At 67.5% G+C, this 19,412-nt stretch carries 17 protein-coding genes; 12 read left to right on the forward strand and 5 right to left on the reverse strand.

The window, feature by feature from the left end; all coding sequences use genetic code 11:
* Window positions 1–80 precede the first annotated feature (80 nt).
* Window positions 81–2,372, forward strand: coding sequence for a RelA/SpoT family protein (locus ACVN9Z_RS13760; protein ID WP_024068097.1), 2,292 nt, complete (start codon window positions 81–83; stop codon window positions 2,370–2,372).
* Between the two features lie 120 nt (window positions 2,373–2,492).
* On the opposite strand, the gene ACVN9Z_RS13765 is transcribed toward ACVN9Z_RS13760, so the two are convergent.
* Window positions 2,493–3,806, reverse strand: coding sequence for an MFS transporter (locus ACVN9Z_RS13765; protein ID WP_006389268.1), 1,314 nt, complete (start codon window positions 3,804–3,806; stop codon window positions 2,493–2,495).
* 134 nt (window positions 3,807–3,940) lie between these two features.
* Between ACVN9Z_RS13765 and argE the strand changes: the two genes are divergently transcribed.
* From argE to ACVN9Z_RS13790, 5 genes are all read left to right on the forward strand, one after another.
* Window positions 3,941–5,092 carry an acetylornithine deacetylase gene (gene argE, locus ACVN9Z_RS13770; RefSeq protein ID WP_026382580.1) on the forward strand — a complete coding sequence of 384 codons (1,152 nt, stop codon included), beginning with the start codon at window positions 3,941–3,943 and terminating at the stop codon, window positions 5,090–5,092.
* 151 nt (window positions 5,093–5,243) lie between these two features.
* Window positions 5,244–6,443 carry a tryptophan synthase subunit beta gene (gene trpB, locus ACVN9Z_RS13775; RefSeq protein ID WP_024068098.1) on the forward strand — a complete coding sequence of 400 codons (1,200 nt, stop codon included), beginning with the start codon at window positions 5,244–5,246 and terminating at the stop codon, window positions 6,441–6,443.
* 1 nt (window position 6,444) lies between these two features.
* Window positions 6,445–7,311, forward strand: a complete 867-nt coding sequence (trpA, locus tag ACVN9Z_RS13780) for a tryptophan synthase subunit alpha (protein ID WP_006389271.1) — start codon at window positions 6,445–6,447, stop codon at window positions 7,309–7,311.
* Window positions 7,312–7,348: 37 nt separating this feature from the next.
* Window positions 7,349–8,227 (forward strand): acetyl-CoA carboxylase, carboxyltransferase subunit beta, encoded by an 879-nt coding sequence (gene accD, locus ACVN9Z_RS13785; protein ID WP_006389272.1) that lies wholly within the window; start codon window positions 7,349–7,351, stop codon window positions 8,225–8,227.
* Window positions 8,228–8,474: 247 nt separating this feature from the next.
* Window positions 8,475–9,023: an acyloxyacyl hydrolase gene (locus ACVN9Z_RS13790; RefSeq protein WP_006389273.1), complete on the forward strand. Its 549-nt coding sequence runs from the start codon at window positions 8,475–8,477 to the stop codon at window positions 9,021–9,023.
* 147 nt (window positions 9,024–9,170) lie between these two features.
* Here ACVN9Z_RS13790 and ACVN9Z_RS13795 read toward each other — a convergent pair whose 3' ends face one another.
* A complete protein-coding gene (locus tag ACVN9Z_RS13795) occupies window positions 9,171–12,245 on the reverse strand; it encodes an Rne/Rng family ribonuclease (RefSeq protein ID WP_458213473.1) in 3,075 nt (1,024 codons plus the stop codon).
* Between the two features lie 508 nt (window positions 12,246–12,753).
* On the opposite strand from ACVN9Z_RS13795, the gene ACVN9Z_RS13800 reads away from it, so the two are divergent.
* The 4 genes from ACVN9Z_RS13800 (at window position 12,754) to msrQ (ending at window position 16,169) form a co-directional block, all read left to right on the forward strand.
* Window positions 12,754–13,719: an RluA family pseudouridine synthase gene (locus tag ACVN9Z_RS13800; protein WP_006389276.1), complete on the forward strand. Its 966-nt coding sequence runs from the start codon at window positions 12,754–12,756 to the stop codon at window positions 13,717–13,719.
* A 1-nt stretch (window position 13,720) separates the two neighbouring features.
* Window positions 13,721–14,386 carry an HAD family hydrolase gene (locus tag ACVN9Z_RS13805; protein ID WP_020924704.1) on the forward strand — a complete coding sequence of 222 codons (666 nt, stop codon included), beginning with the start codon at window positions 13,721–13,723 and terminating at the stop codon, window positions 14,384–14,386.
* A 164-nt stretch (window positions 14,387–14,550) separates the two neighbouring features.
* Window positions 14,551–15,519: a protein-methionine-sulfoxide reductase catalytic subunit MsrP gene (msrP, locus tag ACVN9Z_RS13810; protein WP_458213474.1), complete on the forward strand. Its 969-nt coding sequence runs from the start codon at window positions 14,551–14,553 to the stop codon at window positions 15,517–15,519.
* On the forward strand, window positions 15,516–16,169 hold the full coding sequence (msrQ, locus tag ACVN9Z_RS13815) for a protein-methionine-sulfoxide reductase heme-binding subunit MsrQ (protein ID WP_006389279.1): 654 nt from the start codon (window positions 15,516–15,518) through the stop codon (window positions 16,167–16,169). Before msrP ends, msrQ begins: the two co-directional genes overlap by 4 nt.
* A 54-nt stretch (window positions 16,170–16,223) precedes the next feature.
* Here msrQ and ACVN9Z_RS13820 read toward each other — a convergent pair whose 3' ends face one another.
* Genes ACVN9Z_RS13820 through ACVN9Z_RS13830 form a run of 3 tightly spaced genes read right to left on the reverse strand, consistent with a single transcriptional unit; the run spans window position 16,224 to window position 18,321 of the window.
* Entirely contained in the window at window positions 16,224–17,015 is a 792-nt protein-coding gene (locus ACVN9Z_RS13820; protein WP_370445591.1) for an N-acetylmuramoyl-L-alanine amidase, read from the reverse strand.
* Window positions 17,012–17,722, reverse strand: a complete 711-nt coding sequence (locus tag ACVN9Z_RS13825) for an SAM-dependent methyltransferase (RefSeq protein ID WP_020924700.1) — start codon at window positions 17,720–17,722, stop codon at window positions 17,012–17,014. Before ACVN9Z_RS13825 ends, ACVN9Z_RS13820 begins: the two co-directional genes overlap by 4 nt.
* The gene (locus tag ACVN9Z_RS13830) at window positions 17,719–18,321 is read right to left on the reverse strand and encodes a Maf-like protein (RefSeq protein WP_024068102.1); all 603 of its coding nucleotides are present in this window, start codon (window positions 18,319–18,321) and stop codon (window positions 17,719–17,721) included. The genes ACVN9Z_RS13825 and ACVN9Z_RS13830 overlap by 4 nt, the downstream gene beginning before the upstream one ends.
* Before the next feature lie 140 nt (window positions 18,322–18,461).
* Here ACVN9Z_RS13830 and ACVN9Z_RS13835 point away from each other — a divergent pair, with 140 nt between their 5' ends.
* Together ACVN9Z_RS13835 and rpmF are read left to right on the forward strand one after the other, a co-directional pair.
* Window positions 18,462–19,118, forward strand: coding sequence for a YceD family protein (locus ACVN9Z_RS13835; RefSeq protein ID WP_047992206.1), 657 nt, complete (start codon window positions 18,462–18,464; stop codon window positions 19,116–19,118).
* A gap of 52 nt (window positions 19,119–19,170) precedes the next feature.
* The gene (gene rpmF / locus ACVN9Z_RS13840) at window positions 19,171–19,353 is read left to right on the forward strand and encodes a 50S ribosomal protein L32 (RefSeq protein WP_006389284.1); all 183 of its coding nucleotides are present in this window, start codon (window positions 19,171–19,173) and stop codon (window positions 19,351–19,353) included.
* Window positions 19,354–19,412: the final 59 nt, after the last annotated feature.

Raw genomic sequence — 19,412 nt, forward strand, 5'->3', positions numbered from 1 at the left:
GCGTTCGCCAGGGTTTTCAGCGTTGATTCCTAGTGTAGAGTGTCGGAATCCTCGATTACCGTAACCGCAATACGCCCGCGATGTCCGCCCCGCCCGTTCCTGATGCGCCTTCGCCTTTCGACGCTTCCTGGCGACAGGAGGCGGGGGCGGGCCTCGACGCCGACGGCCTTGCGCTTATCGACCAGGCGGTGGCCTGGTCGGTTCCCCGTTTCGAGGGCCAGCAGGCCCTGACCGGCGAACCGCTGGCCTCGCACGGCGCCGGCGTGGTGCGGATCCTGGCCGGCCTGCACACCGACGCCGCCACGCGCGCCGCGGCCCTGCTGGCCGCCTTGCCGACCGACCTGACCGCGCCGGCTCCCGCGCTGCGCAACGACCCCGTCGCCACCACCTTCGGCGCCGAGGTCGCCCGCCTGGTGCAGGGCACCCGGGCCCTGTTGCGGCTGGGCGTGGTCGCGCGCCAGGCCAGCGACGCCGAAGCGGAAACCGGCTCGCAGAAGGAAATGCAGCGCAAGATGCTGCTGGCCATGGCGGCCGATCTGCGCATCGTGCTGATGCGCCTGGCCTCGCGCCTGCGCACCCTGCGCTGGCACGCCGAAAGCAAGACGCCCTGTTCGACCGCCTTCGCCCGCGAAACCCTGGACCTGTACGCGCCGCTGGCCAACCGTCTGGGCATCTGGCAGATCAAGTGGGAAATGGAAGACCTGGCGTTCCGCTTCCTGGAGCCCGACCGCTACAAGCAGATCGCCCGCCTGCTAGAGGAAAAGCGGGTCGAGCGCGAAGCCTTCATCGCCGGCGCCATCGAACGCCTGCAGACGGCGCTGGCCAAACATGGCATCGAAGCCGAGGTCAGCGGCCGCCCCAAGCACATCTACAGCATCTGGAACAAGATGCGGGTCAAGCGCCTGGATTTCTCGCAGATGTACGACCTGCGCGCGCTGCGCATCATCGTCGACGACGTGCGCGCCTGCTACACGGCGCTGGGCATGGTGCACGAGATGTGGACGCCGCTGTCCGACGAATTCGACGACTACATCTCGCGGCCCAAGCCCAACGGTTACCGTTCGCTGCATACCGTGGTGGCCGACGACGACGGCCGGCCGTTCGAGGTGCAGATCCGCACGCGCGAGATGCACCAGTTCGCCGAGTACGGCATGGCCGCGCACTGGCGCTACAAGGAAGCCGGCGCCAAGGGCGGGCAGGTGGCGGCCTCCAGCGAGTACGACCGGCAACTGGCCTGGATGCGCCAACTGCTGGCCTGGAACACGGACGTCGAGGCGGGCGATGGCGCCGCGGCCGACAAGTCCGATGCGGCCAAGCCCGCCGCCGCCAAGTCCGGCCCGGGCAAGAGCCGCCACGCCGCCGTCACGCCGGCTCCCACGGACGAGCGCATCTACGTGCTGACGCCGCAGGCGCGGGTGATCGAGCTGCCGGCCGGCGCCACGCCAGTCGACTTCGCCTATCACCTGCATACCGACCTGGGCCACCGCTGCCGCGGCGCGCGGGTCGACGGCCAGATGGTGCCGCTGCAGACACGCCTGGCCACCGGCCAGACGGTCGAGATCATCTCGGCCAAGTCCGGCGGCCCGTCGCGCGACTGGCTCAATCCACAGCTCGGGTTCCTGGCCAGCCCGCGCGCCCGCGCCAAGGTGCGCATGTGGTTCAACGCCATCGAACTGCAGCAGCGCATCACGCAAGGCCAGGCGCTGGTCGAAAAGGAACTGCAACGGCTGGGCAAGACCGCGGTCAATCTCGAACAGCTGGCGCAGAACCTCGGGTTCGCCCGCGCCGACGACCTGTACGTGGCCGCCGCCAAGGAAGAATTCAGCCTGCGCCAGATCGACGCCGTGTTCCAGCAGCCGGCGCCCGCCGCCGAGCCGCAGCCGGCCGCCCTGCGCCACGCCAGCGCCGGCAGCGCCGAGAAAAGCGGCAAGAGCGGGGTGCTGGTGGTGGGCGTGGGCTCGCTGCTGACGCAGCTGGCGCGCTGCTGCCGTCCGGCGCCGCCCGACGCCATCGCCGGTTTCGTGACGCGCGGGCGCGGGGTGTCGATCCACCGCAGCGACTGCCACAGCTATCTGGCGCTGGCCGCGCGCGAGCCCGAGCGCGTGATCGAGGTGGCCTGGGGCGAGACCCCTGCGGACACGTTCTATCCGGTCGACATCAGCGTGCGCGCGCACGACCGCTCCGGCCTGCTGCGCGACCTGTCCGAAGTGTTCGCGCGGCTGCGCCTGAACGTGGTGGGCGTGAACACCCAGAGCCGGCAGTCGCTGGCCCATATGGTGTTCACGGTGGAGGTGCGCGGCGGCGAATCGCTGGCGCGCGCGCTGGATGCCCTGGCGGAAGTGCCGGGCGTGTCGTCGGCGGTGCGCCGCTAGCCTGCGACGCAAGACGGGCCGCCCCGGGGACGGGCGGCTCGGAAGAGGGCGCCCATGCAAGGCCGTTGCCAGGGGCGCCCCGTAATGGACCATCGCCCGGGCCATCGCGGCCCGGGAATATCAGTGATCCAGGTTCTCGTGGGCGCGTTCGCGCATGAAGAACGACGCCACCAGCCCCAGCGCCACGCCGAACATCACGTAGTAGGCCGGCGCCATGGGAGAACCCGTGGTCTTGATCAGCCAGGTCACGATGAACTGGGCAAAACCGCCAAAGATCATCACCGCCACGTTATAGGCCAGCGACAGGCCCACCGAGCGTACCCGCGCCGGGAACAGTTCCGCCATGACGGTGCTGAACACGCCGAAGAAAGCCGACACGAAGAAGCACACCACGATCTGCACGGTCAGCAGCCGGCCGATCGACGGCGCGTCCGACAGCCAGTAGTACAGCGGATACAGGACCACCAGGTAGCCGATCAGCGAGCCGATCACGATGGGGCGGCGGCCGGCGCGGTCGGACCAGGCGCCCATGAACGGCGTCAGCAGCACCATCAGCGCGGCGCCCGCCATCTGCACCAGGAAGGTCTGGTTCAGCGGCAGCTTGAGGATCTGGGTCGAGTAGGTCACCAGGTACGTGAAGGTGATGTAGATCGACACCGTCGCCGTCACCACCAGGCCCACGCCGATCAGCGTCTCGCGGGTGTGCGTGCGGACCATCTCGCCCAGGCTCAGGCGCTGTACTTCGCCGCGCGCGGCGGCCTGGCGCTCGTCTTCCTTCATCTGCTTGAAGGCGTCGGTTTCGTCGATGTTGCGGCGGATATAGATGGCGATCGGCACAATCACCAGGCCGAAGGCGAACGGCAGGCGCCAGGCCCAGGCCGCGATCTGCTCCTGCGTGAAGAATTCGGTGATCAGCGTGCCGCAGGCCGCGCCGATCAGCAGCGCCAGCATCTGCCCGGCCATCTGCCACGAACCGTAGAAGCCGCGCTTGCCATTGGGCGCCATCTCGATCAGCAGGGCGGTCGAGGTGCCGAACTCGCCGCCGGCCGAGAAGCCCTGCAGCAGCCGCGCGATCAGGATGAAGATGGGGGCCAGGATGCCGGCCGCGTGATAGGTGGGCGCCACGGTGATCAGGGCGATGGACACCGCCATGAGCGAGGTCACCAGCACCATGGCCGCCTTGCGGCCCTTCTTGTCGCCATACAGCCCCAGGATGATGCCGCCCACCGGCCGCATGAAGAAGCCGACGCCGAAGATCGCCGTGGTCATCAGGATGGCGTTCAGTTCGCTGCCGGGAACGCTGGGATCGGTCGGAAAGAACAGCTTCGAGATGATCGGCGTCATGAACGCGAACACCAGGAAGTCATACCATTCGAGGGCGTTGCCGATGACTGCCGCCACGATGTTGCGCGTGGGAACTGCTTTGTGCTGCACGGTTTCTCCTTGGGGGCTTGTGCTGTTTCAAGGCCGTCATTCTAGGCCCAGGCGCGGCCCGGGTCCGTTCCCGGGCGCGCGACGCGGACGCGTCCTGGCTTTACACTCTCCCTTTTCCCCAAGAGAGTTGCTACATGAACGCGCGCACCTGGCTGGAGACGCTGGTCGGTTTCGACACCACCAGCCGCAATTCCAATCTTGCCCTCATCGAAACCGTCCGTGACTGGCTCAAGGGCCAGGGCGTCGATGCGTGGCTGGCGCACAACCCCGAGCGCACCAAGGCCAACCTCTTCGCCACCCTGCCGGCCCAGGACGGCAACCAGCAGGGCGGCATCGTCCTGTCGGGCCACACCGACGTGGTGCCGGTGGATGGCCAGGACTGGAGCACGGACCCGTTCAAGCTGGTCGAGAAAGACGGCCTCCTGTACGGCCGTGGCAGCTGCGACATGAAGGGTTTCATTGCCGGCTCGCTGGCGTTGGTGCCGGAATTCCTGGCCATGCCGCGCAAGAAGCCGATCCACCTGGCGTTCTCGTACGACGAAGAGGTCGGCTGCGCCGGCGCGCCGTACATGCTGGCCGACCTGCACGAGCGCGGCATCCGTCCCGAAGGCTGCGTGGTGGGCGAACCCACCGGCATGCAGGTGGTGGTGGCGCACAAAGGCATCAACCTGTTCCGCTGCAAGGTGCACGGCAAGGCGGCGCACTCGTCGCTGACGCCGCGCGGCTGCAACGCCATCGAATACGCCGCCCGCCTGATCTGTCGCATCCGCGACCTGGCCGACAGCTTCAAGGCCAACGGCCCGTACGACCAGTTCTACGACGTGCCGTTCTCGACCATGACGACCAATCAGATCCGGGGCGGCATCGCGGTCAACACCATTCCCGAACTGTGCGAATTCACCTACGAATTCCGCAACCTGCCGGGCATGCAACCCGACCAGATCCAGGCCGAAGTCGAAAAATACGTGCGTGATGAGCTCCTGCCGCGCATGAAGGCCGAATTCGACGGCGCCAGCATCGAGATCGAGACCGGCGCCGCCGCGCCTGCCCTGGAAGCTTCCGAGGAAGCCGCCATCACCCAGCTGGTGCGCGCCCTGACCGAAGACCGCGCCACCCGCAAAGTGGCCTACGGCACCGAGGCCGGCCTGTTCCAGGGCATCGGCATTCCTACCGTGGTCTGCGGCCCCGGCCACATCGAGCAGGCGCACAAGCCCAATGAGTTCGTCGCGCTTGACCAGCTCGCCGCGTGCGAGACCTTCCTGCGCCGCATGGGGCAATCGCTCTGAAGCGCCTGGCCGGGCAGGCCCGGCCCCGGGGCGCCCGGTGAGGGGGCAGGGGGCGCGGCCCCCGCCCGCGACCGGCGTCAGGTAAAATGACGGGTTGCAAACCGGATTCACGGGCCGCAGAGGCTGGCCGTGATGCCGGGGGAGATGCTTGGTGAAACCTTACGATTTTCCGGATGCCCAGGGCCATTTCGGCCCTTATGGCGGTGTTTTCGTGGCGGAAACGCTGATGCACGCGCTCGACGAGCTGCGTGCCGCCTATGACCGTTACCGTGTCGATCCCGCCTTCCTGGAAGAGTTCAACTACGAGCTCAAGCATTTCGTCGGCCGTCCCAGCCCCGTCTATCACGCCCGCCGCTGGTCCGAACAACTGGGCGGCGCCCAGATCTGGTTCAAGCGCGAAGACCTCAACCACACCGGCGCGCACAAGGTCAACAACTGCATCGGCCAGGCCCTGCTGGCCAAGCGCATGGGCAAGCCGCGCGTCATCGCCGAGACCGGCGCCGGCCAGCACGGCGTCGCCACGGCCACGGTGGCCGCCCGCTACGGCATGGAATGCGTGGTCTACATGGGCAGCGAAGACGTGCGCCGCCAGGCCTCCAACGTCTACCGCATGAAGCTGCTGGGGGCCACGGTGGTGCCCGTCACGTCCGGTTCGCGCACCCTGAAGGACGCGCTCAACGAAGCCATGCGCGACTGGGTCACCAACATCGAGAACACCTTCTACATCATCGGCACGGTGGCGGGCCCCGATCCCTATCCCCGCATGGTGCGCGATTTCCAGACCGTCATCGGCAATGAATGCCTGACGCAGATGCCCGAGGCCATCGGCCGCCAGCCCGACTACGTCGTGGCCGCGGTCGGCGGCGGCTCCAACGCCATGGGCATCTTCCACCCCTACATTCCCTACGAAAACGTGCGCCTGATCGGCGTCGAGGCCGCCGGCGAAGGCATGGACAGCGGCAAGCATGCCGCGTCGCTGGCTGCCGGTCAGGTCGGCGTGCTGCACGGCAACCGCACCTACGTCATGCAGGACGCCGACGGCCAGGTCCAGGAAACCCATTCGGTCTCGGCCGGGCTGGACTACCCCGGCGTCGGCCCCGAGCACGCCTGGCTCAAGGACTCCGGCCGCGCCGAGTACGCCGGCATCACCGACGACGAAGCCCTCAAGGCCTTCCACGATTGCTGCCGCATCGAAGGCATCATGCCGGCGCTGGAGTCGTCCCACGCCATCGCCCAGGCCGTGAAGATGGCCCCCACGCTGCCGCGCGACGCCGTCATCCTGGTCAATCTGTCGGGCCGTGGCGACAAGGACATGCATACCGTCGCCGAACGTGCCGGTATCGAGCTCTAACATGACGACTTCCCGCTCCGATCGTATTGCCGCCGCCTTCGCGCGCACCGCCGAATCCGGCCGCGCCGCGGCGCTCATTCCCTACATCGCCGCCGGTGATCCGTCGCCCGCCACCACCGTCCCGCTGATGCACGCCTTGGTCGAGGCCGGCGCCGACGTCATCGAACTGGGCGTGCCGTTCTCCGATCCCATGGCCGACGGCCCGGTGATCCAGCGCGCCGCCGAGCGCGCCATCGCCCAGGGCATGGGCCTGGGCCGCGTGCTCGACCTGGTGGCCGAGTTCCGCCAGCGCGACACGGCCACCCCGGTCGTGCTGATGGGCTACGCCAACCCGATCGAACGCATGGGCCAGGCCGAATTCGCTCGCCGTGCCGAAGCCGCCGGCGTGGATGGCGTCCTGGTGGTCGACTACCCGCCCGAAGAAGTCGTCGAGTTCGCCGGCACCCTCGGGCGCCACGGCATCGCCCCGATCTTCCTGCTGGCGCCCACCTCCACCGAGGAACGCATCCAGGCCGTGGCCAGGGTGGCCCGCGGCTACGTCTACTATGTCTCGCTCAAGGGCGTGACGGGCGCCGGCTCGCTCAACACCGACGACGTGGCCGAACGCGTGGCGGTGATCCGCCGCCACGTGCGCGATATCCCGGTCGGCGTGGGCTTCGGCATCCGCGATGCCGACAGCGCGCAGCGCGTGGCGCGCGTGGCCGACGCGGTCGTCATCGGCAGCAAACTGATTGAAACCATGGAGCAGGCGGTGGCGAACGTCCCCGCGGCCCAGCAAACCGACGCCGCAGTCGCCGCCGCCAGCGGCTGGCTGCGCACCATCCGGCAGGCGCTGGATCAAGTGAAACGACCGAGCGTGTCGGCCTGAACGGCCCGGCGCGACCTCCTTACGGGATGAACAAACAATGAGCTGGATCGAAAAACTCCTGCCGCCTCGCATCAACAAAACCAGCGACAGCGGCGCCCGCCGCGTGCCCGAAGGCCTGTGGGTGAAATGCCCGTCGTGTGAAACGGTGCTGTACAGCGAAGACCTGGCGGCCAACCTGCACGTCTGCCCCAAGTGCGATCATCACATGCGCATCGGCGCCCGCGCCCGTATCGATTCGCTGCTCGACCTCGAAGGCCGGGTCGAGATCGGCCAGTCGACGCGGTCGGTGGACACGCTGAAATTCAAGGACACGCGCAAGTACCCCGAGCGCCTGGCCGAAGCCGTCAAGCAGACCGGTGAAACCGACGCGCTGGTGGTGGTCAGCGGCTCCATCCGCGGCGTGCCGGCGACGCTGGCGTGCTTCGAGTTCGAGTTCATGGGGGGCTCCATGGGTTCGGTGGTCGGCGAGCGCTTCGCGCGTGGCGCCCAGGCTGCCCTGGACAACAAGACGCCCTTCATCTGTGTCGCCGCTTCTGGTGGCGCGCGCATGCAGGAAAGCCTGCTGTCGCTGATGCAGATGGCCAAGACCAACGCCATGCTCACGCGCCTGTCGGCCGCGGGCCTGCCGTTCATCAGCGTGCTGACCGACCCCACCATGGGCGGCGTGTCCGCCAGCTTCGCCTTCATGGGCGACGTGGTCATCGCCGAACCTAAAGCCCTGATCGGCTTCGCCGGCCCGCGCGTGATCGAGCAGACCGTGCGCGAGAAGCTGCCGGAAGGCTTCCAGCGCGCCGAGTTCCTGCTGCAGAAGGGCGCCATCGACATGGTGGTCGACCGCCGCCAGTTGCGCGAGGAAATCGCGCGCCTGCTCGCGCTGCTGACCAACCAGCCGGCCGACGTCGTCACGGCTGCCTGATCCTCCTGCCCGCACGCAGACGCCGCCGCCATGACCGTGCCGGCGGCGTTTTTCATCCACATGCGAGCCGATCCGGAAATGGAATTTTTCGTTCTCCGGGCGGAACAGTGTTTTCCATGATTTGTGTTGCCAGATTGCGACACAGGGCAAGCCTTCTGGTCTGGTTTTTGCTATGTTGCGTAGTGATGAAAAATCTCGTGAATCATGCCGGGATTTTTGCCCCAACAAAAATACGGAGTTGCTCCCAATGCAGTCGACGAAGAAGAAAATGCTTGTCCGCCTCATCGGTTTGGCCCTGGCTGGCGCCGCTACCATCGCCAGCGCGCAGTCGTCCGAAGGTACCCAGGGCGGGGTGAGCCTGCACTACGGCGTGGGAGACCACTACCAGCGCTTCACGCTGAACTACGAAACCCCGTCGGTCTGGACCCACCAGTTCGGCGGCAATTGGGGGCGCCTGGATCTCACGCCTGAACTGGGCGTGTCGTATTGGTGGGCCGATGGCGACCGTTCGCCCAGCAGCGTGTGGCAGCTGAACGCCATCCCGATGTTCCGCTGGTGGACTGGCGAGCGCTTCTACCTCGAAGCCGGTATCGGCGCTACCGTGTTCTCGCGCACCCGCTTCGCCAACGAGAACATCAGCACCGCCTTCCAGTTCGGCGACCACGTCGGCCTGGGCTTCCTGCTGACGCCGAACAACCGCATCGGCCTGCGCTATTCGCACTTTTCCAACGCCAGCATCAAGCGCCCGAACCCGGGCCTGGATACGGTGCAGCTGACCTACACGTACCAGTTCTGATCGCTGCGCGATCCGGCCTGATGAAAAGCCCTCGGTGACGAGGGTTTTTTTTCGGCCTCGCCGGGCCGTGCCAGACGCTTGCGCGGCAAGCGACAGGCAATAAAAAAGCCCCCATCATTCGATGGGGGCTTTTGCTTGCGGCTTGCCTCAGTGGCGGGTTTCGACCTGAACCAGGGGTTCGTTCGAGACCGGCGCCACCGGCTTGCGCTCGCGGCCCAGGCGGACCGGCGTGTGCGCCGCGGCGATGCGCAGTTGCGTCTGCGCGTGGCGTTCGGGATCGGTTTCCACCCACTGCAGGCCAGCGGCGTTGACCACTTCATGCAGGGCCTGGGCCTTGGCCGAGGGAGCCGTCGCCGGCACCACGATGGGCTGGGCGCTGGTGGGCGCGGCCTGCGCCGGCGCGGCGGCCGGGGCGGGCGTGACCACCGGGGCCGCAGCGGCTTCGGGTTCGGCCGGGGCGGCGGGCGCCGTCGTCACGACGGGTTCGACCACCGGTTCCACCACAGCGGCTTGCACCGGCGCCGCGACGGGCGCGGCCGGCTCGGAAACCTGGCTGGCGGGCTCGACGGCCACCGGAGCGGTCGCCTCGGGCGCGGCAGTCTGGGTGGGCTGCGCGGCCTGCGGCTCGATCGCGGCGGCGGGCGCCTGTTCGGCCTGGACCGGCGCCGGCGCGGCTTCAGCCTGGACGGCTTCGGCTTGTTGCGCGGGAGCCTGAACCGGCGTCGCGGGGACGTCGGCCGCAGGGGCTGCCGCTGCCACCGGGACGGCTGCTGCCGGCGCGGAGGCGGTCAGGTTCTCGGCCTGTTCGCCGGCGTCGTCTTCGGCGCCGTCTTCCAGCTGCTCGTCGCTGCCAGCCACGCCGGCCTCGTCCGCGCTGCGGCGGCCACGACGGCTGCGGCGGCGGCGACGCTTGCGTTCCGGATCGGCGCCGGCATCGGTGCCTTCGGCGGCGGGCACGCCCTCGGCGGCCAGTTCGACGGCTTCCGCCGGTTCGGCCTGGGCATCGGCAGGCTGCTTGGCTTCAGGCAGGGCGGTCGCGACCGACTGGGCCAGCGCGGCGACCATGCTTTCCTGTTCGCTCATCGGCGTATCGGCCTGGCCTTCCTCGCGGCGATTGCGGCCACGGCCACGGCGGCGGTTGCGGCCGGCGCCGGCGTCGTCGCCAGCGGCTTCCGGCGCGACATCGGGACGGTTCGAGGCCTGTGCGGCCTGCACTGCCTGGTCGCGTTCGCCACGCTCGTTGCGATTGTTGCGCTCGCCGCGTTCCTGGCGTTCGCCGCGCTCGCCTTCGGGTCGGCGGTTGCCACGGATGTGATGACGGCCGCCTTCGCCGCCCTCGGCGCCTTCCGTGCGCGATTCACCGCGACGGTTGCGATTGCGGTCGGAACCATGGCGTTCGCCGCGGCGTTCCTGGCCGTCATGGGCGCCACGGCCCTTGCCACGTGCCGGCGAGGCGGTGCGCTTGGCGCTGGTTTCTTCCTGGGCAGCGGCGGGCGCGGTCTTGGCGGGCTCGGAATTGCCGGTCAGCCAGCCGAACAGGCGCTTGAGCAGGCCGCCGCCCGATTGCGCCGGGGCGGCCGCGGGAGCGGGCGCCGGGGCGGGGGTCGACACGGGCGCCGGCTGCGAGGGCGTGATGCCCTTGACCAGCGCTTCGGGGCGGGCCTTGATCTCGCTTTCGCGCGGCTGCCACGGAGCGTCCGTGGCCGGCGCCTCGACCAGTTCGAAGCTGGTCTTCACTTCTTCCAGGCGCGGATCGTCGTGGCGCAGGCGCTCGATGTGGTGATGCGGCGTTTCCAGGTGCTTGTTGGGGATCAGCACCAGGTTGACCTTCAGGCGGGCTTCCATCTTGGTGATGTCGGCGCGCTTTTCGTTCAGCAGGTAGGTCGCCACGTCGACCGGCACCTGGGCGTGGACCGCCGCGGTGTTTTCCTTCATGGCTTCTTCCTGCAGCAGGCGCAGGACGTGCAGGGCGCTGGATTCGGCGTCGCGGATCACGCCGGTGCCGTTGCAGCGCGGGCAGGTGATGTGCGAGCCTTCGTTCAGGGCCGGACGCAGGCGCTGGCGCGACAGTTCCATCAGGCCGAAGCGCGAGATCTTGCCCATCTGGACGCGGGCGCGGTCGAAATGGAGGGCGTCACGCAGGCGCTGTTCGACGGCGCGCTGGTTCTTGCTGTCTTCCATGTCGATGAAGTCGATGACGATCAGGCCGCCCAGGTCGCGCAAGCGCAGCTGGCGGGCCACTTCGTCGGCGGCTTCCGAGTTGGTCCGCAGGGCGGTTTCCTCGATGTCGGCGCCGCGGGTCGAGCGGGCCGAGTTGACGTCCACGGACACCAGCGCTTCGGTGTGGTCGATGACGATGGCGCCGCCCGAGGGCAGCTGCACCGTGCGCGAGTAGGCCGTTTCGATCTGGTGTTCGATCTGGAAGCGCGAGAACAGCGGGATGTCGTCGCGGTAGCGCTTCACGCGCTGGACGTTGTCCGGCATCACCACGCTCATGAACGCGGTGGCCTGGTCGGCGATCTCGTCCGTGTCGATCAGGATCTCGCCGATCTCGGGCGAGAAGTAATCGCGGATGGCGCGGATGACCAGGCTGGATTCCAGGTAGATCAGGATGGGCGCGGAGTTGTCGCGCGCGGCGCCGTCGATGGCGGTCCAGAGCTGCAACAGGTACGACAAGTCCCATTGCAGTTCTTCGACGTTGCGGCCGATGCCGGCGGTGCGGGCGATGATGCTCATGCCCTGGGGCAGCTCGAGCTGCTCCATCGTGTCGCGCAGTTCCTGGCGGTCCTCGCCCTCGACGCGGCGCGAAACGCCACCGCCACGGGGGTTGTTGGGCATCAGGACCAGGTAGCGGCCGGCCAGCGAGATGAACGTGGTCAGGGCGGCGCCCTTGTTGCCGCGCTCTTCCTTTTCGACCTGGACGATCAGTTCCTGGCCTTCGCGCAGGGCGTCCTGGATGCGGGCGGTGCGGACGTCGACGCCTTCCTTGAAGAAGCTGCGGGCCACTTCCTTGAAGGGAAGAAAGCCATGGCGGTCTTCGCCGTAGTTGACGAAGCAAGCTTCAAGGCCGGGTTCGATCCGGGTGATGACACCTTTGTAGATGTTGCCTTTGCGTTGTTCGCGGCCGGCAGTCTCGATGTCGAGGTCGATGAGTTTTTGCCCATCGACGATAGCGACGCGTAATTCTTCCTGGTGCGTCGCATTGAACAGCATGCGCTTCATGAGAGGGTTTCTCCGTTGTCATGACGCGCCGATATCGGCGCGTGACCTCGGGCCACTCGGGCTGCGGCTGAAGCGGGCAAGAAGATGCGGACCGTACCTGGGCGGCGCCCAGGCGTATCCGCCGCGGGTCAGGCGGGCACGTCGTGCCGTGGGGCACGGGGTTCTTTCAGCAGGAGGGTCAGCTTCACTGAATGTGGTTTGACGGAAATGTGCTGTGAACGGCAGTTGCGGCCGGATTGGTTGCCGACGCGCAGCTGGTGCTTTAAATATGCGACGATTCTTGCAGTGCTTCAAGCCGCTTGCGGCAGGCAACGGACCTGCTGGGACAGCGGGCAAAATGAATGCCACACCACTATCCGGCAGGGCGCGGTTGCGCCGGCGACCAAATGACCCAGGGGTTGAATGAGCAGGCAGTACAATGGCGGCCCACGCGCTCGACGGAGTTGCGTACTTGAGTTGCATCTCTACGCCAGCGGCTGATTCAGCCCCTTAAGGCTGTCCCGATTATATGTCGCTTTCCGCAATGCGCAAAGAAACTTCCTCCCCTATGGCCACCCCCTCCGTCCGCATGGTGGAAGTGGGCGCCGAGCATGCCGGCCAGCGCCTGGATAATTACCTGATGCGCCTGTGCAAGGGCGTCCCCAAAACCCACATCTACAAGGCCATCCGCGGCGGCGAGGTCCGGGTAAACAAGGGACGCATCTCGGTGGACTATCGGGTTGCGGAAGGCGATATGGTCCGTATTCCGCCGCTGCGCCTGCCCGACCCTGGCAAGCCCAGGCCGGTGCCGGCGGCCGAATTCCCGGTGGTGTTCGAGGACGACGCGATGCTGGTGGTGGACAAGCCCGCCGGCGTGGCGGTCCATGGCGGCAGCGGCGTGTCCTTTGGCGTCATCGAGCAGTTGCGCGCCGCCCGCCCCGAGGCCAAGTTCCTGGAACTGGTGCACCGGCTCGACCGCGAAACCTCCGGCCTGCTGATGGTCGCCAAGAAGCGCAGCGCGCTGCTGGCCCTGCACGCCATGCTGCGCGAGGGGCGCAGCGACAAGCACTATTACGCGCTGGTCGAGGGCGACTGGGTCAACGACCGCCAGCACATCAAGCTGTCGCTGTCCAAGTGGACCACCCAGTCGGGCGAGCGCCGCGTCAAGGTCGATCCCGACGGCCAGACCGCCCACACCATCATCACGCTCAAGCAGCGCTTCGGCCGCTACAGCCTGGTGGACGCGGAACTGCGCACCGGGCGCACCCACCAGATCCGTGTGCATCTGGCGGCCAGCGGCTTTCCCATCGTGGGCGACGACAAGTACGGCCACGACGAGGTTCGCGCCGAATTCTCGCGCATGGGCTTTGGCCGCATGTTCCTGCATGCCCACCAATTGACCCTGAACCATCCGCTGACGGGCGAGCCGATGACGCTGACGGCCGAACTGCCGCCCGCCTGCCGGAAAATACTGAAACAACTGGAGTCGGTCTGATATGTCGTATTCGCTGGTCGTTTTTGACTGGGACGGAACCCTGATGGATTCCACGCACAGCATCGTGGCCGCCATCCAGGGCGCATGCCGCGACCTGGAGCTGCCGGTGCCGTCGGCCTCCGACGCCAGCTGGGTGATCGGGCTGTCGCTGGAAAGCGCGCTGCGCCGTGCCGTGCCGCAGCTGACGCAGGCGATGCTGCCGCGCTTTCTCGAGCGCTACCGCACCCACTACCTGCTGCGCGATCCTGAATTGCGCCTTTTCGACGGCATTCCCGAGCTGTTGAACGCGCTGGCCGAGCGCGACGTGCGCCTGGCCGTGGCCACCGGCAAGAGCCGCGTGGGCCTGACGCGCGCCCTGGCCGCGACCGGCCTGGGTCCCATGTTCGACGCCACCCGCACGGCTGACGAAACCTTCAGCAAGCCGCATCCGGCCATGCTGCACGAGTTGATGAGCGAGCTGGACGTCGATCCGGCCCGCGTGGTGATGGTGGGCGACACCTCCCACGACATGCAGATGGCCACCAATGCCGGCGTGCACGGCCTGGGCGTGACCTACGGCGCACACACCCTGAAGGAACTCGAGGGTTGTGGCCCGCAAGCGGTGCTGGAGAGCGTGCCGCTGGTGCGCGACTGGCTGCTCAGCCGGACCCTGACGGCCGCTGCCTGACGGCCGCGGGCGTCCCGTCCCGGCGGGAACGCCGGGAGAGCGGGGCGGTCTATTACCGATCGCCGCCGGCTACGCCGGCGGAATATCATGGGGTCGCGAAACGTCCACGGTTTGAGCGGGGCGGCAGCGACGCGACTCGCCGCGCCGGCCCCCAGGAGATTCCCATGTTGATACGCAAGCCCGATGACATCGTTCCGTCCGAGATCACGACCGAAGCGGTCTGGCGGTCGCGCCGCGACCTGATCCTGCGCGCCGGCGTGACGGCGGCGGGGCTGGGGTTGCCGGGGTGGGCGACGCGCAGCGCCTTCGCCCAGGGCGCCGGTGCCGGCGTCCTGGCGGGCCAGGCCAATGCGGCGTTCAGCGTCATGGACAAACAGACGTCCTTCGCTGATATCACGTCATACAACAACTACTATGAATTCGGGGTCGACAAGGGCGAGCCCGCGGCCAACGCCGGCAAGCTGCAGACCCGGCCCTGGACGGTCAGCGTCGAGGGCGAGGTCGGCAAGCCGCGCACCTTCGATATCGACGAACTGCTCAAGCTCGCGCCGATGGAAGAGCGCGTCTACCGGCTGCGCTGCGTCGAGGGGTGGTCCATGGTGATTCCCTGGGTCGGCTATTCGCTGTCGGCGCTGCTCAAGCAGGTCGAGCCCACCGGCAATGCCAAGTACGTGGAATTCGTGACCGCCGTGCAGCGCGAGAACATGCCGGGCGTGCGCGCCGCCATCCTCGACTGGCCCTACGTCGAAGGGCTGCGCATCGACGAGGCCATGCATCCGCTGGCCATGCTGGTGTTCGGCGTCTACGGCAAGATGCTGCCCAACCAGAACGGCGCGCCGCTGCGGCTGGCCGTGCCCTGGAAATACGGCTTCAAGTCGGGCAAGTCGCTGGTCAAGATCCGTTTGGTGGAAAAGCAGCCGGTATCGTCGTGGATCAAGGCCGCGCCGCAGGAATACGGCTTCTATGCCAACGTCAACCCGACCGTGCCGCATCCGCGCTGGAGCCAGGCCAGCGAGCGCCGCATCGGCGAGGACGGCCTGTTCACGCCCAAGCGCAAGACCTTGATGTTCAACGGTTATGCCGAGCAGGTCGCGTCGCTCTACCAGGGCATGGACCTGAAGGCCAACTATTGAAGCCGCCGGTGGCCGATGGCGCCGGCGCGGCCGCGGCGCGCAAGCCGCAATGGTCGGCGCGGGCCGTGGGGCGCGCCAAACCCTGGCTGTTCCTGTTGGGCCTGGCGCCGTTCGCGCGCTGGATCTGGCTGGGTTTTTCCAACGGCCTGACCGCCAACCCGGTTGAATTCCTGACCCGTTCGTCGGGCACCTGGACGCTGGTGTGCCTGCTCGTGACGCTGGCGATCACGCCCTTGCGGCGCTTGACCGGGCAGCCGGCGCTGGTGCGCGTGCGCCGCATGTGCGGCCTGTTCGCCTTCTTCTATGGCGCCATGCACTTCATGGCCTGGGTCTGGTGGGACCGTGGTCTCGATCCCGTCGCCATGCTGCAGGATATTGGCGAGCGGCCCTTCATCACGGTGGGCTTCGCCGCTTTCGTGCTGATGGCGGCGCTGGCGGCCACCTCCACCCAGTGGGCCATGCGCAAGCTGGGCAGGCGCTGGCAGCAATTGCATCGCGCCATCTATCTCATCGGCCTGCTGGCGGTGTTGCATTACTGGTGGCACAAGGCCGGCAAGAACGACCTGTCGCAGCCGATCCTCTATGCCTCGGTGCTGGCGCTGCTGCTGGGGTGGCGGCTGGTCGCCTGGTGGCGCCGCCGCCCGGGGTGAACCCATCTCGTCGGGCGTGCCGTGTCTTTCGCGGTCACCGCCCGGGGCGTCGGGCTACAGCATGGCAAGCATGATCGCCGCGGTCTCCGCGTCGGGCTGGCCGTCGTGCAGGGCGGGCCGATAGTGCATCTGGAAGGCCGCCAGCACATTGATGGTGGCGCGGTCCAGGGTGCCGGTTTGCGGGCTGGTGTAGCCCAGGCGTTGCAGTTGCTGCTGGAACCAGGCCACGTCGGGCGTGCCCTGAGCCTGCAGCCGTGCCAGGTGCGCGGCGGCGCCGGCTTCGTCGTACCAGCGGCCGATGCCCGCCGCGGCCAGTTGCTTCCAGGGGAACAGCGGGCCGGGATCGACCTTGCGCTGGGGCGCGATATCGCTGTGGCCGACCACGTTCCGGGGCGCGATGCCGTGGCGCTGGATGATGTCGCGCAGCAGGATGGTCAGCGCCCGGATCTGGCGGTCGCCGTAGGCATGCCATTGCGGTTTGCCGTCATCGCCGTCGGTCCAGCCGGGGTTGACGATCTCGATGCCGACCGACGTGCTGTTCATGGCGTTCAGGCCGTACCAGGCGCTTTCGCCGGCGTGCCAGGCGGCGCGGGACTCATCGACCAGCCGGTAGGCGCGGCCGGGCGTATCGATCAGGTAATGGGCGCTGACCTTGCCCTGCGACAGCAGCTTCATCGACAGCGCGTCGTCGGTCGAGGTGTAGTGCAGGACCACGAAGCGCACCCGGCTGCTCTGGCTGGCCGCGGTGATGGAGGTGTCCAGGTCCAGGCCCGCGGGGCCGCGCTGGGCGCAACCGGCCAGGGCCGCCAGGGCCAGCAATACCGCTGCAGATCGGATCATCGTCAGCGCGCCAGGTACAGGAACAGGGTGGGCATCTTGTCCAGCTGCGGGGCGGGCTGCTTCTTCCAGTCGGCGATGGTGCGGGTGACGATCCATTCGTCGGCGGTGGTCAGCGCGCGCGCCACGCACAGCTTGGTGTCGCCCTTCAGGCTGGCCAGCAATGTGGCGAACATGGCGGCGTTGCGGTAGGGGGTCTCGATCAGCAGTTGCGTCTGGTTGTGCCGCGCGGAGTGCTGTTCCCACGCCTTGAGCTGCCTGGCGCGCTCGCCGGCGTCCACCGGCGCGTAGCCGTGGAAGGCGAAGCGCTGGCCGTCCAGCCCGCTGGCCATCAGGCCCAGCAGGATGGAGGAGGGGCCGACCCAGGGCTTGACGGTGATGCCGAGCCGGTGGGCGGCGTCCACCACCTTGGCGCCAGGGTCGGCGACCGCCGGGCAGCCGGCCTCGGATACCAGGCCGATGTCGGCGCCGCGGCGCACCGGCTCGAGCCAGGCGCCGATCTGGGCGGCGTCGGTCTTGTCGCTCAGGGTATGGATGGTGATTTCCTGCAGCGGCCGGGTGGTGCCGACCTGCTTGAGGAATGCCCGCGCCGTCTTGGCGTTTTCGGCGATGTAGGTGTCCAGGCTGCCGGCCCGCTCGCGCGCGTCGGCGGGCAGCCAGCTTTCGGGGGCGGCGTCGCCCAGCCCCACGGGAATCAGGTGCAGCGAGCCACTCATGCGGCCGCTCCGGGCGCCGTCAGGGGGTCCAGGCCGAAGCCGGCCAGCATCCGGGTCAGGGCGATCAGCGGCAGGCCGATGATGGCGGTGGGGTCATCGCTCTGGATGCTCTCCATCAGGGCGATGCCCAGGCTTTCCGCCTTGGCGCTGCCTGCGGTATCGTAGGGTTCCTCGGCGCGTAGGTAGGCGTCGATGGCCTGGTCGCTCAGGCGCCGGAATCTGCACCGCGTCACGATATCGGCTTTTTCCACTCGGAGGCCGTCAGTCACCGCCAACGCGCTGTGAAATTCCACGATCTGCCCGGAAAGTGCGCGCAATTGCGCCTGGGCGCGCGTAAAATCGCCAGGCTTGCCAATGGGTTGGCCGTCCACCGTGGCAACCTGATCCGACCCGATGACGACGCTGCCGGGGTGCCCGCCGGCCACCGCCATGGCCTTGGCCACCGACAGGCGCAGCGCCAGCGCTTCGGGTGATTCGCCTTGCTGTGGCGTTTCGTCCACATCGGGCGAAATGGCGGTGAAGGGCAGGCGCAGGCGGGTGAGCAGTTCTTTGCGGTAGCGCGAGCTGGAGGCGAGGATCAGGCTGGGTTGTGAGGGCATTCGATATTTGACGCTGGGACGTAAGTCACAGTATTATCTAACGTTTTGCGGCATTTTTGCAGGGCGGCATGACTTTTGGGCGGGGCGCACCCTGCGTCAGTCATCGGTTTGGCGCCCTGGGATGGCCGCGAATGCACGGGATGTGCGGGTTGTGCGCGAATGCGCATTTCCGGCGGCCTCGTGCGAAAGGACAGAACATCAAGCCCATCGACGCATTCGCATTCGCCCATTCGGGCAAGGAAGCGCAAGGCACCATACCTCTTGTGCGGTTGACGCGCGCGGTTGACGGACTTCCCGAGCAACCGGCGGGTGAGGCCGGCCTTGTGACGTGGTCCGTGCGCGGCGAGATGGGCAAGGCCGGGCTGCTGCAAGGTCAGCCGCTCCTGCGCATACATGTGCGGGCGAATCCGGTCGTGGTGTGTCAGCGGTGCAATGAGCCGTTCGCCTATCCGGTGGACAGCGAGGTCCTGCTGCAACTGGTCAAGTCCGAAGCCGACCTCGACGACGGCTTTACCTCCGGCGATCACGCCGCGGGTTTCGACGACGAGGACGAGGACGGCGAGGCAGGAAACGCAGGAAATGGTTTTGTGTCCAACCAGCCTGAAAAGGTGGTGGGTTCGCATCACTTCGATCTGTTGGCCCAGATCGAGGATGAGCTCATTCTGAGCGTTCCGTATGTGCCCAAGCATGATGTATGCCCGGGCGCGCAGGCCAAGGACAGCGAGGCTTCCCAAGAGCCCGTTGTCAAGCGTCCGTCGCCGTTTGCGGTGCTGGAACAACTGAAGCACAAAGATTGAGATCAACATCGGGCCGCATGGCGTACAATGCGCCCCGTTTCTAGGAGTCATCATGGCCGTTCAACAAAACAAGAAGTCCCCGTCCAAGCGCGGTATGCACCGCTCGCACGATTTTCTGGTGAATCCGTCGACCGCGATCGAACCCACCACGGGCGAAACGCACCTGCGTCACCACATCAGCCCCAACGGCTTCTACCGTGGCCGCAAGGTCCTGAAGACCAAGGCCGACGAATAAGGCCCCCGGGCCGAACTCGTACTCGGACCATTTCGGCTGAGCGCTGATACCTGGCACCC

This window comes from Achromobacter sp. KK8, assembly GCF_054188005.1.